Here is a 16646-nt window from a genome sequence, read left to right on the forward strand (position 1 = left end):
ATCGCTAATTCGCTTCCCTCACCAACTGACTCACGCTGTTGTTGAAGGAGGTCGAAGTTAGCGATAGATATTGAGGCCCTTTATGTTGTTACGCTCCGTCCCACTGAAAACGTCGATGTTAGCTCTAGGTGCTACCCTAGTCTTCGTCGCGCTGTACTCGATCACTGTTGGGCCAATGAACATTAGCTTAGCGGACAGCGCCACAAGCTTAATTAAACCAAACAATGACTTAGCACCTCACATCAACTTAGTGATTCAAGAGATCCGCTTACCTAGAACCATCTTGTGTATGTTGATTGGTGCGATTCTCGCGTTATGTGGTGCTGTTATGCAGGGCTTATTTCGAAACCCACTTGCAGAACCTGGCATCATAGGTGTGTCTGCGGGCGCAGCATTAGGTGCTGCACTGGCTATCGTTTTGTTCTCTGAGCTATCGCTTCAATACCCTGCTTTCATGAACTTTGCGGCCGTTCCTGTGTTTGCCTTTTTAGGTGGCGCTTTAACCACACTCTTGGTCTATAAACTGGGCACGGGTAAATTCGGAACCTCAGTAACCATCATGTTGTTGGCGGGTGTGGCGATCAGTGCGCTCTCTGGGGCTGGTATTGGGTTCTTGAACTTCATCGCTGATGACCAAATGCTGCGTGATCTTTCGTTATGGTCGATGGGTTCACTAGCAGGAGCGAAGTGGTCAGGCATTTTGCTTGCTGCAGTTACGCTCGTTGGCTTGTTTGTTGTTTTCTACCGCCAAGCGATGTCTCTAAATGCTCTATTACTGGGCGAGTCAGAAGCGCAACACCTTGGTATCCCAGTTCAAAAGCTGAAACGAAAGCTGATTCTACTGACGGCTGCGGGCGTTGGTATCACAGTTAGCCTGTCTGGCATGATTGGTTTTATTGGATTGGTTATCCCACATTTAGGTCGCATGTTGGCAGGCCCTGACCACCGAGTTCTGTTGCCACTATCAGCGGTACTAGGCGCACTGCTGCTAACCGCCGCAGACATGTTCTCACGTGTGGTACTTGCTCCGGCAGAGCTACCTGTAGGTATTGTCACTGCGATTATCGGTGCCCCCTTCTTCTTGTATCTACTATTTCAACAGAAAGGGAGAATCCTTTAATGTTTCCTTCAGCGTTAAAAGCGACCGATATCGAAGTGAAGTTCGGCAGCAAAGTGATATTAGATGGCGTTTCTATTGAGATTGAGGCTGGAAAGGTAACCACACTGCTTGGGCCAAATGGCGCAGGGAAAAGCACGTTACTTAAAGCCTTGTGCCAAGAGATATCAAGCAACGGCGATATCCAATATTTTGGACACACCAAAGACAAGTGGCCTTCTCAAAAGTTAGCGAAGCACCTTGCTATGCTTCCTCAACACAGCACATTGACCTTCCCATTCTTGGCACATGAAGTTGTCGAGCTTGGTGGGATTCCTCTGCAAGAATCCAACAAAAAACTAACTAGCATTGCTAGCCAAAAAATGGATGTTGCTGATGTGACTCACCTGAGTGAAAGGCTTTACCCTTCACTATCAGGCGGTGAAAAGCAGCGAGTGCACTTGGCTCGAGTATTAACTCAGCTTCACCACTCTGGTGACCAATGTATTTTGATGCTTGATGAACCAACCTCTGCACTGGATCTTGCCCACCAGCACAACACCTTAAAGATTGCGAGAGAATTAGCCGATAACCACAATGCCGCGGTTATCGTGGTTTTGCATGATCTCAACTTAGCCGCGCAGTATTCCGATCGATTGGTGGTATTGAAAGATGGCAATTTGGTGTGTGATGGCAAGCCTTGGGATGCACTGAAACCTTCGATGATAGAAGATGTGTATGGTTACAAAAGTATCGTAGAAAAACACCCAACCATGAGCTTCCCTCAGGTTCATCCCGCACAATAAGTCCGATTAAGGAGCGACTCGTTTTGAGTATTCGTTCTTGATAACAATGACGTAATCCTAAGCCTCGATTTGTTCGGGGCTTTTTATTGGCTCACAGCCACTCTCTCGGCTTAAACTCAATTTTATTAATAACCACAACAGCAAGCACCAAAACGACTCACCTTGAGCATTTGAGGCTCTAGAAATGAACTCTACTTGTTAGGGTTACTTAGCTTTTAACACTGAAGAGAAAAACGCACAAGAAGTGAAACGGCAGGCACAAAAAAAGCCCCCGCAGGAGCTTCTTTTATTGAGTGCTGATTATTGGCTCATACGAATCAATGATTTACCAATCAACCACTCTAGTTCTTTACCGCTAGTATCGCCAAACTGAGTTTCAGTCAGCTTGTATAGACGATCAATACCGTTTGCAGCGAACTCATGTGCGCTCTCAGCAGTAACGATATGATGGAAAAGTAAACGTAAGATTGCTAGGAACTCAGCGTCTTCAAGTGCTGCAACCCAGCTAGCTGAAAATGCGTCAAGGCCATTTTCGAAGTCAATGTGTTCCATGAACATCTTGAAAATACGACCGTCTAGAGCAGCAGTAAAATCCGTTTTCTTTGGAAAGTGATGACTTATACCTGTACGAGAAACACCCGTTTGTTGACTCAACGTCGTGTATGACATCTTGTCGTAACCCAATCTTAGTAGCTGGTCTACAACGGCATCCATGATTTTCTGGATCGTGATTTCTGTATCTTCTTTACTACGCTTTGGCATATTCAGGCTCTTCTCTTTGTAAATCCATCTAACTCAATCAAATGAAGTCAGAATGAAAATCGTTATCAGCATTATGTGAGCAAGGTATTTTTTCGCAAGTATTTATAACTAAATTCACACAAATACTATGTACGAACAATTTTACAGTGATGCCTCTTTGGACACTTTGTCTAATTATTCTTCGAAAATCACCTTACAATCCTAAGTCGATAAGTTTAAATAACGACTTCGAATATGAAATACCCAACGAAAAATTCATTGTATAAATACTTATCAAGCGATAGATAGTCTTATAAAATCATTTCTGGCGCAACTAAGTGAATGATATTCTGACAAATTAATAACATTCCTTTTCAACAAAACGTGAGGTAAATCACATACATATTTATCGGCGCGAATGTAGATATTCATTAAACACCTTAACAAACAACATAGCATACCAGTATAAATTAGTTCAAAGGTTTTAATTTTTGTAGATACAGTTCAAATTGCTCGTTAGAATAACCTCAGACTTTGTAAGAGGATTATTTATGAGCCAAGATATTGGTAACAACGATGTATGTGAGGCTTGCGGCTGTGCAGGCGAAATCGGGTTCATCATTAAAGAAGGCGACGATGTTGCTGAAGTAACGGTTTACGGAAACTCAAAAGCACTGATTGAAGCTGAGTTTGCTAAGTATGTTGAACTTGCTAAACAAGTGTCTAGCAACGTTGAGTTCGAAGCATCAGAGATGACTGAAAAAAGCACAGAGTTGCACGCTCGCTTTAAATTTGAAGTTAGCGCTGAGAAGATTATTTTTGAACTTAAGACTCGCTCTCTAGCGCGTTAATATAAGCATTTATATGCTTATTAAAAGACGAGTGAATTACTCGTCTTTTTTTAATTGAACCCAAGCCAGTGACCCATTTTGCTCAAAATCGTTTTCTGCAGCGCACTGAATCACTACGCCCCCCACCTCTAACACTGCCCCAATGCTATAAGCCTTGTCATCGTAATAACAAACTCGTTGCTGTTGACCGCCTTGTGTCACCACCACCGCAGCTTTACCGGGCGTTGAAATTACTTTGTTGGCACTCGCAGACATTGAGCCAAACACTGAAGCGGCTATCAGAAAGACCTTAATAATTCGTATATTTACTCTAATCATTAATTTACCTATCATCTTTGCTCCATTCCTCGTTAATCTACCGCCAAATGGGTAAAACACTATGCGAGATTAATTTTTCCATTATAGTGTAAGCGTCTATCGTAATAAGAAGCCTGTTATGCTCAGAATAATTGCACTTATTATTGGTTCCTTAACCATAACAAATGTCAGTGCTGAACCACTCGATCACTATCAAATATTGAACCATCTCGATAATTACGGAAACTTATATCTACGAAATAAGCCTTATACATCACTTCCAACTGGCTTGGTGGTAGATGGTAATCTCAATATAGAGAATACTGCGATCACACGCCTACCCAAAGGGTTAGAAGTGAACGGCAGCCTTAAAGGCTCTAACAGCCAACTCGCTCGAGTCCCGAGCGGGGTTAAGATAAAAGGTTACGTCGACTTGATTGGCAGCCAAATCACCAGCTGGCCAAGAGGTGTAAGAGTGGGCGGCTTTATCAACCTCACCGACACTCCACTGGAAAGGCTACCGAATGGCTTTAGAGTAAAAGGCGATCTGAGCGTGATCCGCACTCCTTTAACCGAGTTACCCAACGGGATCGTGATTGACGGCGACCTTTATATAGGTGGTTCTGGGATTACAACATTCCCCGAGACCATGACAGTCAAAGGCAATATCTATCTGGGCGGCAACACCGTAACCAAATGGCCAACCAATCTAGATCTCGGTGGTGCAGTCGCTCGCTAATTCAGGCTAATGCTCTAATGCTCTAATGCTCTAATACGTTAATGCTCGATCGCAGCAACAAATGGTGATTCAGAAACAAAAAAGGAGCCCAAGGCTCCTTTTTCAATTCAATCAAGTTGCTAATCAACTTGCAAGCTAACTAACGCTCGTTAACCAATGTTCTTCACTGGGTTGGCGTAGCTATCGATCAAGTACTGACGCGCACCTTGTGGCAGGCTCGACAGTTTAGCTTCAAACTCTTGCTTAACGGCCGCTGTAATCGACTCGTCTTCTTTTTCTGCTGCCAGCAAGTTTACTGGGAACAGTTTGTAGTTATCGTGGATCTGACGATCGATCTCTTCAGCAAGCGCTTCAGGGGTATCAAAATCTTGGTCGATAACCTGACCGAAGCCAACGTGAACGCGTCCTTTATTACCGATGATGCCTTGAATGATACTTTCGATATCTTCAAACTCACCCTTTTCGTAACTGCCGTTTACGTCTTTTTCGAAAAGCTCTATCGCTTTAGCCGTGTCACATGGGTCGTTCTCGTAAGAAATAGCCACAGGAACAATCTTCAATGACTTCACGTATTCAGGGAAAGCAATTTTTTGCTTACGTCCTTCAACGTGGAACATTTTCAAAATTGCTGGCTCAGTAAAATCGTTACCGTCTTTCGCACGACCTTCCTTTTGAGCGATCCAGATTGAGTTGCCCGTTTCTAGAGAGTGCTTAATGTAAGAAGACAACTGCCCTAGCGCTTTCATCATCTCACGCGGTCCTTTCAAAGAACGCTTTACGATGAAGCTCTTGTTTAAACGCATCAATTCAGTCGCACATGGCTTTTTCAACAGGTTGTCTCCGATAGCGATACGACAAGTCTGATGATTATTTTGATGCAGAGCGTAATTTACTAACGCAGGATCCATAGCAATGTCACGATGGTTTGATACAAACAGATAAGCTTGGTTCGCATCCAGTGACTCGATACCCGTGTACGTCACACCGTTAGTGGTTTTCGCTAACGTGTCGCGTAAGTACTTTTTCACTTCAATCTGAATGGACTCAACGCTAGTCAGCTTGCTCCACTTCATTTTTAAGTACACACGCAAAATCGGGCTCATTAATGCTTTGAACCAAGACGCATGGTTTGAAAAACGGTAGTGCAAGATTGCACTGATAAATTCTTCATCATTAATAAGACGGTTTAGTGCCGCTGGAATTTCATCATCGCCGTAAGGGCGAATATCAACATATGGATCGGTTGGAGAGGTCATTTTTTAATTCATATAATAAAAAGCTGGCTCATTCTACGCGTTGTTTTGACTTCTCGCAGCTACAGAGCCCATACTTTTGACAAGGTCAGACCAGAAACATTGAAAATCCCCTGTTATTGTTGGCATTCTTTAAGATTAACGGTAATCTTGACGCCCCAAAATTAAGGTACTATCTATGAACTTCGCTATTGAATATACATCGGCTTACTTTTCACACTTGGTGATCACACCACGCAAGAAAGTACTTAAACATAGCCTTGTATCGGTTCAAAGTGGCTTGGTTTTGATTAAGTTAGGCAAACAAGAGTATGCCGTTGAACCAGGACAAAGCGTCTGGATTCCACACGACTGCCTAACGTCACTGACCTACTTTCCAAACACTCAGGTTAACCGTGTCGATTTTTCTGTTCGTTTGACGGATTCATTCCCAAGACAAGCGGGTTACATTACGCAAACCAACCTCTCTTCGGCACTACTAGAAAAGCTAGAACAAACCAAAGCTCGCGCTTCCAATGCCAATAATACGGAACAAGCGTTTAAAGATATGCTTTCTGTCTTGAAGCAAGAAGTGTTGTCGTTTAAACCACTGCTTTGTGAAAGTGCTCTTTCTCAGCGATTCAATCAATGGAACATTGATGATTCAAACCTGCCACAAGAGCACACTCTGGTGATGGTGATGCGAGAAGCGAAGAAGCGCATGCAGTCAGGTCAAAAACGTTCACTTGTGATTGATGATCTGTTCTCAGGTAAAGAAGAAGAGTTCGAGCAACTGTGTATGCTTGTTTTTGGTGAAGATTTATAGCTTGCCGGAAAGTGAGTGCTGGTATTAAAACTCGCAAGCCAGATACTAAAAAGCCGCAAAAACTGAGTTTTTGCGGCTTTTTTAATTCTTACTATTTAGACGTAGATAGCAATCTATCTGTGTATCTGCCTGTCTAAAATGGCAACTCAACCTGCATCATTAGGTCGGCGTCACGTGAGTCGTGCCAACGATAATCAAAGCGCATACGCGGCTGCCCTTCGACTTTCTCGCCAAAACCGATGCTGAGTTGAAGACCATGATTCATCAACCACTCTTCAGTCGACATATCATACTGCTCATCTTCAAGGTCTTCTGGAAACCACATACCCAAGCCAACATAGTTTGACTCAATGCTTTGTGTCAGCAATGGCGAGTCTTTGGTTTGAAGAACCCAGTCAGACCAATAGTCCGGTGTGCTTTCCGGTTCATCATCGCTCAGCCCACTGATTTCCATCATACGTTGGCCAAAAGAATCAATGCTGGTCGAGAAATCTAGACAATTGTCATCTTCATCAGAAGTCAGCATGATTGAATCTAAGCTAAAAAAATCACACTCAGCATACGCAGGCATACTACATGCTGCCATGATCAACGTCGCTGGTATCGCGCTCTTTAGCATAGTCCTCTGACCTCTTGATTAGTGAACTCACATTATCTGATACAGTCCACTATCTTGCAACATCTTTGTAACTGACTTTGTACTCAGTTTTGCAACATCGCTTCCACTTATCAGTGCATTACGTATGTCTGTGCTGCGAATTTTCACTTTTTCAGGGCAAGCCATTACAGACCACTGCTCGGTAATCTCATCTGATTTATAGAAAGATGAGAACTTAAAGAAGTTATCTGGGCCAATAACAAACGTCAGTTCAGCGTCACGATGTAACTTTTGCAGTTCACTGAGCACTGCATAAGTCGTGACGCTTTCACCTGGGGTAAATAGGCTCTTTTCGATCAAAGAAAGCTCCACTTGATCCAGTGAAAGATCGCTAATAAATGCGTTAACTAACTGACATCTCATATCAAAGTCTAGCATCTCTTTTCCCCAAGCATGGGCAATACTTGGAACGAGTAGAATTTTGTCAAAGTGAGCCAACGAATCAATCACACTTTTGTGCCCTAAGCTCGGTGGATTAAACGCACTACCGAAAATGGCTATTTTTTCCATTGTTTATTACTGCCTTCTCTTTCTAAGCTTGTGCAAAGAGGTTTTTAAATCGGATGATTTAGGTATGATAACACTAGATTTTTAATTTGCTTGCAGGAAAGGAATACGAATGGAACAGTTAATTCGTGACGAAATGCGCGTACTACCTTCAATTGACCCTCACTTCGAAGTGACTCGTCGTGTGGACTTTATTAAAACGAAACTTCAGCAGTCAGGCTGCAAGTCTCTGATCCTTGGTATCAGTGGCGGTGTAGACTCAACGACCTGTGGCCGCTTGGCACAGATGGCCGTGGATAGCCTGAATGAAAACTCTGGCAGCAACGACTACCAATTCATTGCGGTTCGCCTACCTTACGGCGAACAAAAAGATGAAGATGAAGCACAACTTGCTCTCTCTTTCATCCAGCCTTCTCAATCTGTTTCTGTAAACATCAAAGCGGGTGTTGATGGGCTTCACGCAGCATCTCACGTTGCACTTGAAGGTACAGGTTTACTACCAACAGACTCAGCAAAAATCGACTTTGTTAAAGGTAATGTGAAAGCTCGCGCTCGCATGATCGCGCAATACGAAATTGCGGGTTACGTTGGTGGTCTTGTGATTGGTACTGACCACTCAGCAGAAAACATCACTGGCTTCTACACCAAACACGGTGACGGTGCATGTGATTTAGCGCCTTTGTTTGGCCTGAACAAGCGTCAAGTTCGTGAACTTGCAGCAACGCTAGGTGCGCCAGAGCTATTGGTTAAGAAAGTGCCTACTGCCGACCTAGAAGAGCTTGATCCACAGAAAGCCGACGAAGCAGCATTGAACCTTTCTTACGACCAAATCGATGATTTCCTTGAAGGTAAAGAAGTCCCTCAAGACGTGTCAGACCGCTTAGTAGGCATCTACAAAGCAACACAGCACAAGCGTCAACCGATCCCAACGATCTACGATTAATTGTTTGAATTAATCTTAGAATCAAAAAGGCCGGAAGTTCATTTCAGTGAACTTCCGGCCTTTTCTATTCAATGTGCTTTTCTTTCTGGCCTTCCGACCTACCGAGTTAGTCTACAACTTCGATATCAGTTTGAGGCACACTGCAACACGCCAGTATTTGCCCCATGTTGCGTTCATGCTCTTGCAACGCCGGTACATCAGGTTGATGAACTTGCCCAGACTCAAGGGTCACTTTACAAGCACCACAGAAACCCGCGCGACAGCTTGATGCGATAGACACACCTGCCGACTCAGCTTGCTCTAGTAGTGTTGATTGGTTGTTGCCTTCGAACAGGTAGCCGTTAACGCTCAACTGCAGTTGCTTCACCGCTTCTTCCGTTGATTGAGCAACACCAAACGCTTCTTGATGATAATGCTGAGGATTCAGCCCCATTTGAATCAGCAATTTCTTGGCATTATCCATAAAGCCGTCAGGGCCACACACGAATGCTTGGCGCTTATGAAGGTCCTCAATTTTGGCGACATGAGACACACTCAAACGACCTGACAAACCATCCCACTCTTTCGTTGGTTGGCTTAGTGAATAAATCACACTTAGACCAGCATGTTCGCGAGCGATCTTATCAATCTCAGCTTGATAAGGGATATCTTCTTCACTGCTGCATTGGTGATAGAACACCACATCATCAATTTGACCATGGTCTGCCAAGTAACGAAGCATCGACAACATAGGGGTAATGCCGCTGCCTGCAGACAACAGCAGTAATGGGTGAGTTGGATTCGCTTCTAAGTAGAACGCACCATCTGGGTTTTGAGCAATTAGCGTATCGCCCACTTGGAAATGATCATTCAACCAATTAGAGATCTGGCCATCGTCCACTCGCTTCACTGAAATCGCTAAACGACCCGCTCGTGAAGGGCTAGAAGATAACGTGTAACGACGAGAAACCTTCTCGCCATCAATCACCATCTCAATCGGTAAATGTTGCCCTGGCTGATAGCTTGGTAATGAATGGTTCTCTTTCGCTGGCTCTAACCAGAACGTCGTGAAGTCGCGAGCGATCTCTTCACGCTCGACGCAAGTTAAGTGCAGTGATTCTACCCAAGTGTCTTCGTAGTGCTCTTTTTCTTTGGTTTCGAGTACTTCAACCACATCACCTGCTCTAACCAAGCCTTCATTTTTCGCGACTAGGTTCTGACCAAAGAAAACGCCACCACGTTCATTAGCTCTGAACGTAGAAAAGGTATTGAGCGGCTCTTTTGTTGATCTAAATTCGCCGCTCTCAACATCGACTGTCGTTAGGATACAGCGCTCACAAGGCTTCACCGCTTCGAATTCAACCTCACCAATTCGAATGCGCTTCCAACCATCTTCAGCAAACGCTTCAGTGTTTGAGACGACAAAATTGGTGCGGAACTGATCCATGGAATGCGTTTCAGGACTACGGCGATTCAACTCATCAAGCGAAGCTTGGCTGATGATTAACATCGGGTAACCATCGGCGAAACTGACATTCTGACCAAGCTTTTCTCGAACACGATTAGATTGCTCACCACAGAACAGAAGTTCTACGCGAACACCAAGCACATCGCTAAACCAATCATCCGCCTCGTCGTTGGTGGTATAGGCAGTGAAGCTATCTTTCCACACTGTTGCAGGCGCTTCTTGCATCTTGAAGTTTGCATATTTTAGGCGCAGCGGTTCTTTGCCTTCGTAAGTAAAAATCAAACCGTCTGGCTGCAAGCTAGAAGACACCTTGACCATTTTAGGGTACTTACGCGCCGTCACCATTGAGCCGTCAGCCAAGGCCAACATAAAACGTCTGTCGAAGGTAAGGCCCTGTTTTTCGACCCAAGCAGAAGAGAGTGCAATTCCACCTACTGATTTAACCGGAAACACGTTGATTTGAGATAAGGAAGGAGCTTGCTCTGAAGCCTTTCGATCTATAGGTGACTGCGACATAACGATTCCAATGTTTTGTTGTTTGTCCCAATGCTAACAAATGGTTATAAATAGATAAACTGGCAGGCATTAAACACTTGATACTAAGCTAATATCTTGAGATGTTTAAACGACTGTCTTATATACATAAAGACACCAATGCATTAGCTTTCGCCATACGTTCTATAATTTGAACACGGTTATCGCATTGAACCTTCATTGAATAAAAAGGATTTATCATGAACAAACTCGTCATTATCATTTTATGTGTACTGCTTCCGCCTGTTGGCGTGTTCTTCGCTCGCGGCGCCGGGAAAGATTTGGTGATTAATATCATTCTTACTTTCTTCTTCTGGGTTCCAGGAATGATCCATGGTCTGTGGGTAGCCACCCGCTAACCCTTATTAACAAATAGATACCGAATAAAATATCCATAAAAACAAGCTCCTAGCCATGAAGAGTTAAAAATAGGATGAAATGAAAGTACTTTTCCACTATCATCCTGTCGCCTAAACGTAAGCGATTGCTTTCACAGATTTCGCTGAGTTTAGGCTCCAACTACATAACACTTCAAATGGTGGGAGCCTTCAATGACACAACTTACGATTACTCGTCCTGACGACTGGCACGTTCATCTACGCGATGGCGAAGTATTAAAAGATACAGTTCGCGATATCAGCCGTTACAATGGTCGAGCGTTAATCATGCCAAATACCATCCCACCGGTAACCGATACCGAAATGGCTCTTGCTTACCGTGAACGCATCATGGCAGAGCAGCCAAGTGAACAATTCCAGCCTCTAATGGCACTTTACCTGACAGACAACACAACACCTGATGAAATTCGTAAAGCGAAAGAATCTGGCGCTGTTGTAGCAGCGAAGCTATACCCTGCTGGCGCGACGACTAACTCTGATTCAGGTGTAACTTCAGCTCAAAAGATTTACCACGTACTCGAAGCAATGCAAGAAGTGGGTATGTTGCTGCTGGTACACGGTGAAGTAACGGCTCACGATGTTGATATCTTTGACCGTGAAAAAGAGTTCCTAGACACAGTTCTAGCACCGATTGTTAACGACTTCCCTAACCTGAAGATCGTTCTAGAGCACATCACGACGGCAGATGCTGCGACTTTCGTTAAGAACGCTAACGAGAACGTAGCGGCAACCATTACTGCTCACCACTTGCTTTATAACCGCAACCACATGTTGGTTGGCGGCATTAAGCCACATTTCTACTGCCTACCTATCCTTAAGCGCAACACACACCAGTTAGCACTTATTGAAGCAGCAACAAGCGGTAGCAAGAAGTTCTTCTTGGGTACAGACTCTGCACCACACGCTAAAGGTGCAAAAGAGTCAGCGTGTGGTTGTGCAGGTTCTTACACAGCGCACGCTGCGGTTGAACTGTACGCTGAAGTATTCGATTTAGAAGGCAAGATTGAGAACCTAGAAGCATTCGCGAGCCACAATGGCCCAGACTTCTACGGCATGCCACGTAACTCAGATACAATTACGCTCGTTAAAGAAGAGTGGAATGTTGCTGAAACGATGCCTTTCGGTTCAGACATCGTTGTGCCAATCCGTGGCGGCGAGGCGATTGCTTGGTCTGTAAAATAAGCACTTGGGCTGTTAAATAAACACCCTCCATTTAGCGAAAAGGGTCACCATAGTAATTATGGTGACCCTTTTTTGTTTCGATAAAAGACTGTCTTATTCCCAGCAGTAATTTAACGATTACTTACCGCGAATTTTTCCGATAGCAGTCCAAACAGCAACAACGATCAATCCAGCTAAAACCCCAATCACACCATTCAACAGCGTTGGTACCACCGCGGTTGCAATCGAATGTCCACTGAAGTCCATAATAATCGGTTCAATTAAATGATGAATCGCAGGAACGTTGTGCACCACAATACCGCCACCAACCAAGAACATCGCAGCCGTGCCGACAACCGCAAGCATCTTCATCAGCTTTGGTGCAAAGGCGACTAACCCATTACCCAATCTGGTTTTAATGGTACTCCCATTCGATGTGCGCTGGAGATAAAAACCTAAATCATCCAGCTTAACGATCCCAGCCACTAAGCCATAAACACCAATCGTCATCACAACGGCTATCAAACTTACGACAAGAATCTGAGTCACGATACTTGTACCCGTTACGGTACCCAGAGCTATCACAATGATTTCCGCAGATAAGATAAAGTCGGTACGAATTGCGCCTGAGACCTTTCGCTTCTCATACTCTTCAACAGATTCACCCGAGCTGCTTTCCTCATCTTTCTCTTCGTGTTGATGAGCATGAGGAAAAAGCTTTTCTAAGATTTTCTCTGCCCCTTCAAAACAAAGAAACAGACCACCAATCACCAGTAGTGGCATGATCAACCAAGGAATGAATGCACTGATCAATAGTGCTGCCGGAACCAAAATCAGCTTGTTTTTAAATGAGCCTTTGGCGACCGCCCATACCACTGGGATTTCTCTTTCAGCAGAAACACCGGATACCTGCTGGGCGTTAAGGGCTAAATCGTCACCTAATACGCCTGCGGTTTTTTTAGCGGCTACCTTAGACATCAATGCGACATCATCCAACACGGTTGCAATGTCATCTAGCAGTGTTAGTAAACTTGCTCCAGCCATTTTGTTGTCTCTTTATAAAGAATTGAACCATCAATAAAATGTAACACCATCAATTCACTCATCAAAGTTATGAGTCTGTAAAAAATAAAGTCACAAGTTGTGTTTTCTATTGCTGTCTCTGTTAGACAGGAATAATCTGTCTTAATCTTTCACGAACATAAAAGAAAAAGTATTGATGAAAAGTGAATCTACCTACCCGATTGGTAAGCCAGGGCAAAAATGGCAACAAGCAGAACGTGAAGCATGGTTAGCTCAACGAACGGTTAAGCGTGAATACCAGCAAGAAGTTGTACCAAAGATTAAAGCACTGGCAGACCGCTTTGACATCGAACAATACGGCGCACTGAGCTACGACGAAGCTCGCTTCCCACTCTTCGCTATCAAGAGCAAAAACTGGGACGAGTCAAAGCCGACGATTCTGGTAACAGGTGGTGTTCACGGTTACGAAACCAGTGGCGTGCATGGCGCGATCAAATTCGCTGCGACTCAAGCAGAAAAATACACGGCGCACTTCAACATTGTTGTCGCACCTTGTGTGAGCCCTTGGGGCTACGAAGTGATCAACCGCTGGAATCCAAATGCTGTTGATCCAAACCGCTCTTTCTACGACGGTACGCCAGCAGAAGAATCAGCAAACCTACGAGCTCTAGTAGCGTCTCTGCCAGAAGTATTGGTTCACGTTGACCTGCATGAGACGACTGACTCTGATGAAACTGAATTCCGACCTGCACTCGCAGCTCGTGATGGCATTGAGTACATCGAAGGTATGATCCCAGACGGTTTCTACACTGTTGGCGATACTGAAAACCCACAACCTGAATTCCAAGCTGCTGTCATCGCTTCAGTTGAAAAAGTAACCCACATTGCGCCTGCGGATGACGAAGGCAAGATCATTGGTTCAGACGTCACTCAACACGGCGTGATCAACTACCCAATGAAGAAGCTTGGCTTATGTGGCGGCGTGACTGACTGTAAGTACGGTACAACCACAGAGGTTTACCCAGACAGTGACAAAGTAACAGACGAAGAGTGTAACGATGCTCAAGTTGCTGCTGTTGTTGGTGCTTTGGATTACGTTATTCAGCACGAATTGAACGCGTAAGCGTAAACCCGCTCATAGCTAGAACCGGGCACCTAGACTAATAACTAAGAGCCAAGAACTAAAAGAGCCACAAATGACTACTCACTTGTGGCTCTTTTTTGTTTCTCTTTCGCTGATGTCTTCTACGGCATAAAAAAGCTCCCTTGCACGCGGTGCAAGGGAGCTTTGAATCTGCTGATTAGAGTAAGTTCCTATCTAGAGGTACTTACTTAGTGGCCGGAGTAACCGTTTCTTGCCCTTTACCGACTTCTGTCAGTAGGCCTTTCAACAAGCTCACACAACCAATCAAAAGAATGATCGTAAACGGCAGTGCTGCAATAATCGTAATAGATTGCAGAGCTTGGATTGATTGAGTACCACCAATCCACAGCATCACCATCGCGATAGCACCTGAGATAACCGCCCAAACGACTTTCTGTTTCACTGGCACTTCTAATTTACCACCCGCCGTCATGCCATCGATAACGATAGAACCTGAGTCCAACGTTGTAACGAAGAACACGATGATCAGCGCGACTGCGAGAACAGACAGAATGCTACCGAACGAGTAAGCATCTAGCATGTAAAACAAGCTTAGAGATACGTCTGTAATGCCTTGGTCGAGGCCAAGTTGCCCCACCTGATTAATCACTTGCTCGATAGCTACGCCACCGAAGATAGACATCCAAGCTGAAGTCACCAATGTTGGGATAATCAATACGCAAAGTAGGAATTCACGAACCGTACGGCCTTTAGAAATACGCGCTACGAACATACCGAAGAAAGGTGCATACGCTACCCACCATGCCCAGTAGAACACAGTCCAACCATGCAGCCATGTTGTGTCTTCACGACCCGCACTTTGGCTCAAAGCTACGATATTTTTCACATAGCCCGTTGCCGCCGTTGCCATTGAATCAAGCACAGTTGTGAAATTCAATACAGCGATAAGACCAAGGAATATGAATGCAATAACCATGTTCAGGTTACTTAGGAACTTAACACCACCGTCCATACCACGTAGTACAGAGATGATCGCCAAGCCCATGATCAGAACGATGATAGATTGCTGAAGGAAGATGTTGTTTTCCAAGCCGAACACGTGGCTAATACCACTTGCTGCTTGTGTACCACCTAAGCCCAATGAAGTCGCAAGGCCAAACAGAGTAACCAGTACGGTTAGTACATCGATTACATCACCAGTTTTGCCCCACACACGCTCACCCAGAATTGGGTAAAACACAGAACGCATTGATAGCGGTAAGCCTTTGTTATAAACAAAGTACGCCAGACAAAGCGCCGTCATGCCATAGATAGCCCATGCATGAAAACCCCAGTGGAATACGGTTGCGCCTAGCGCCAGTTCACGACCAGCGGCTGTGAAAGGCTCTGCGTCTAATGGCGTTCCGAACCAGTTAGTGAAGAACGCAGTTGGCTCTGCAACACCCCAGAAGATAAGTCCAATACCCATACCTGCTGCGAATAACATCGCAATCCAAGATGACATTGAATAGTCCGCCGTCGCGTCTTCGCCACCTAAACGGATTTTACCCAACGGTGAAAAAGCAAGAACAACAGCAAACGCTAGCATGATGTTAGCTCCCCACATAAACAGGAAGTCAAACTTTGATAGAACAGCACCCTTAATAGAATCAATTGCAGCTTTAGCATCTGCAGGAGGAAGAGCAAGAAGAGTGATGATGAAGAGAAGAGATAAGCCAACTGAGGCTACGAAAACTGTGTTATGGACATCCATGCCCCATTTACTGACGTTGTCTTGACCAACTTGATAGTCAGTAGAATCAATACTGTACTTTTTTGATTTAAAACTCATAAATTATGATGTTCGCATATTCGATTCAACGAATATAAGGACGCTCTCCATATCCAACTACTACTTGATTGGCTCGCCGCATCGCCTAAATAAAAGGCAATAAAAATCACAATAGTTAGTGATAAATGGACTTACTGGCTCAATCCCAAGGCGCACATTATAGCACAGCTCAAAGCATTTTGACTGATTTTTAGCTCAATAGTCACCCAAACCACCGTTGATAGTGATAGTTAACCCAATAAAAACAGAATAAAACAAAAGAATAAAAACCTTTAAATACAACAATTTAAATTAAAATGGCGCACCGTAAAATCACATCCAAACTTTTTGAAGATAATTTTAATAATCACCCAATTTACTTATAGCTCTAATAAAAAAGCCCCGCTATAGGGGCGGGGAAATTACCAAAGGTAAAAGAGAAATCAGTGTTAGGATGTCAGTGCTGCGATTA

17 protein-coding genes are annotated in these 16646 nt (G+C 44.3%); 9 read left to right on the plus strand and 8 right to left on the minus strand.

The window, feature by feature from the left end; all coding sequences use genetic code 11:
- Positions 1–82: 82 nt before the first annotated feature.
- Together AB4583_RS03115 and AB4583_RS03120 are read left to right on the plus strand one after the other, a co-directional pair.
- Positions 83–1120 carry an iron ABC transporter permease gene (locus AB4583_RS03115; protein WP_017067952.1) on the plus strand — a complete coding sequence of 346 codons (1038 nt, stop codon included), beginning with the start codon at positions 83–85 and terminating at the stop codon, positions 1118–1120.
- A complete protein-coding gene (locus tag AB4583_RS03120; protein ID WP_017067953.1) occupies positions 1120–1902 on the plus strand; it encodes a heme ABC transporter ATP-binding protein in 783 nt (260 codons plus the stop codon). The genes AB4583_RS03115 and AB4583_RS03120 overlap by 1 nt, the downstream gene beginning before the upstream one ends.
- 300 nt (positions 1903–2202) lie before the next feature.
- On the opposite strand, the gene AB4583_RS03125 is transcribed toward AB4583_RS03120, so the two are convergent.
- A complete protein-coding gene (locus tag AB4583_RS03125) occupies positions 2203–2664 on the minus strand; it encodes a TetR/AcrR family transcriptional regulator (RefSeq protein ID WP_004731875.1) in 462 nt (153 codons plus the stop codon).
- A gap of 530 nt (positions 2665–3194) precedes the next feature.
- Between AB4583_RS03125 and AB4583_RS03130 the strand changes: the two genes are divergently transcribed.
- A complete protein-coding gene (locus tag AB4583_RS03130; RefSeq protein WP_017067954.1) occupies positions 3195–3494 on the plus strand; it encodes a YfcZ/YiiS family protein in 300 nt (99 codons plus the stop codon).
- A 36-nt stretch (positions 3495–3530) separates the two neighbouring features.
- Here AB4583_RS03130 and AB4583_RS03135 read toward each other — a convergent pair whose 3' ends face one another.
- Positions 3531–3827: a YnjH family protein gene (locus AB4583_RS03135; RefSeq protein ID WP_017067955.1), complete on the minus strand. Its 297-nt coding sequence runs from the start codon at positions 3825–3827 to the stop codon at positions 3531–3533.
- A gap of 103 nt (positions 3828–3930) precedes the next feature.
- Here AB4583_RS03135 and AB4583_RS03140 point away from each other — a divergent pair, with 103 nt between their 5' ends.
- Entirely contained in the window at positions 3931–4530 is a 600-nt protein-coding gene (locus AB4583_RS03140; protein WP_017062763.1) for a hypothetical protein, read from the plus strand.
- Between the two features lie 149 nt (positions 4531–4679).
- Here the strand turns inward: AB4583_RS03140 and AB4583_RS03145 are convergent, their stop codons facing one another.
- Entirely contained in the window at positions 4680–5786 is a 1107-nt protein-coding gene (locus AB4583_RS03145; protein ID WP_017067956.1) for a 1-acyl-sn-glycerol-3-phosphate acyltransferase, read from the minus strand.
- A gap of 175 nt (positions 5787–5961) precedes the next feature.
- Between AB4583_RS03145 and AB4583_RS03150 the strand changes: the two genes are divergently transcribed.
- Positions 5962–6588 carry a hypothetical protein gene (locus AB4583_RS03150; RefSeq protein WP_017067957.1) on the plus strand — a complete coding sequence of 209 codons (627 nt, stop codon included), beginning with the start codon at positions 5962–5964 and terminating at the stop codon, positions 6586–6588.
- 133 nt (positions 6589–6721) lie between these two features.
- Here the strand turns inward: AB4583_RS03150 and AB4583_RS03155 are convergent, their stop codons facing one another.
- Positions 6722–7207: a hypothetical protein gene (locus tag AB4583_RS03155; protein ID WP_017067958.1), complete on the minus strand. Its 486-nt coding sequence runs from the start codon at positions 7205–7207 to the stop codon at positions 6722–6724.
- A gap of 27 nt (positions 7208–7234) precedes the next feature.
- The gene (locus tag AB4583_RS03160) at positions 7235–7756 is read right to left on the minus strand and encodes a nicotinate-nicotinamide nucleotide adenylyltransferase (RefSeq protein ID WP_017067959.1); all 522 of its coding nucleotides are present in this window, start codon (positions 7754–7756) and stop codon (positions 7235–7237) included.
- A gap of 109 nt (positions 7757–7865) precedes the next feature.
- On the opposite strand from AB4583_RS03160, the gene nadE reads away from it, so the two are divergent.
- The gene (gene nadE / locus AB4583_RS03165; RefSeq protein ID WP_017062768.1) at positions 7866–8696 is read left to right on the plus strand and encodes an ammonia-dependent NAD(+) synthetase; all 831 of its coding nucleotides are present in this window, start codon (positions 7866–7868) and stop codon (positions 8694–8696) included.
- A 106-nt stretch (positions 8697–8802) separates the two neighbouring features.
- Here the strand turns inward: nadE and AB4583_RS03170 are convergent, their stop codons facing one another.
- On the minus strand, positions 8803–10659 hold the full coding sequence (locus AB4583_RS03170) for an MOSC N-terminal beta barrel domain-containing protein (protein WP_372116397.1): 1857 nt from the start codon (positions 10657–10659) through the stop codon (positions 8803–8805).
- A gap of 218 nt (positions 10660–10877) precedes the next feature.
- Between AB4583_RS03170 and AB4583_RS03175 the strand changes: the two genes are divergently transcribed.
- Positions 10878–11036, plus strand: a complete 159-nt coding sequence (locus AB4583_RS03175) for a YqaE/Pmp3 family membrane protein (protein ID WP_017059962.1) — start codon at positions 10878–10880, stop codon at positions 11034–11036.
- Positions 11037–11228: 192 nt separating this feature from the next.
- Positions 11229–12257 (plus strand): dihydroorotase, encoded by a 1029-nt coding sequence (gene pyrC, locus AB4583_RS03180; protein ID WP_017059963.1) that lies wholly within the window; start codon positions 11229–11231, stop codon positions 12255–12257.
- 117 nt (positions 12258–12374) lie between these two features.
- Here the strand turns inward: pyrC and AB4583_RS03185 are convergent, their stop codons facing one another.
- Positions 12375–13280, minus strand: a complete 906-nt coding sequence (locus AB4583_RS03185; protein WP_372116398.1) for a DUF808 domain-containing protein — start codon at positions 13278–13280, stop codon at positions 12375–12377.
- Between the two features lie 175 nt (positions 13281–13455).
- Between AB4583_RS03185 and AB4583_RS03190 the strand changes: the two genes are divergently transcribed.
- On the plus strand, positions 13456–14382 hold the full coding sequence (locus AB4583_RS03190) for a M14 family metallocarboxypeptidase (RefSeq protein WP_017064294.1): 927 nt from the start codon (positions 13456–13458) through the stop codon (positions 14380–14382).
- Positions 14383–14587: 205 nt separating this feature from the next.
- On the opposite strand, the gene AB4583_RS03195 is transcribed toward AB4583_RS03190, so the two are convergent.
- Positions 14588–16195: a BCCT family transporter gene (locus AB4583_RS03195; protein WP_171732749.1), complete on the minus strand. Its 1608-nt coding sequence runs from the start codon at positions 16193–16195 to the stop codon at positions 14588–14590.
- Positions 16196–16646: the final 451 nt, after the last annotated feature.

Origin of the sequence: Vibrio sp. 10N.222.49.C12, from assembly GCF_041475025.1 — a bacterium.
GTDB lineage: Bacteria > Pseudomonadota > Gammaproteobacteria > Enterobacterales > Vibrionaceae > Vibrio > Vibrio crassostreae_C.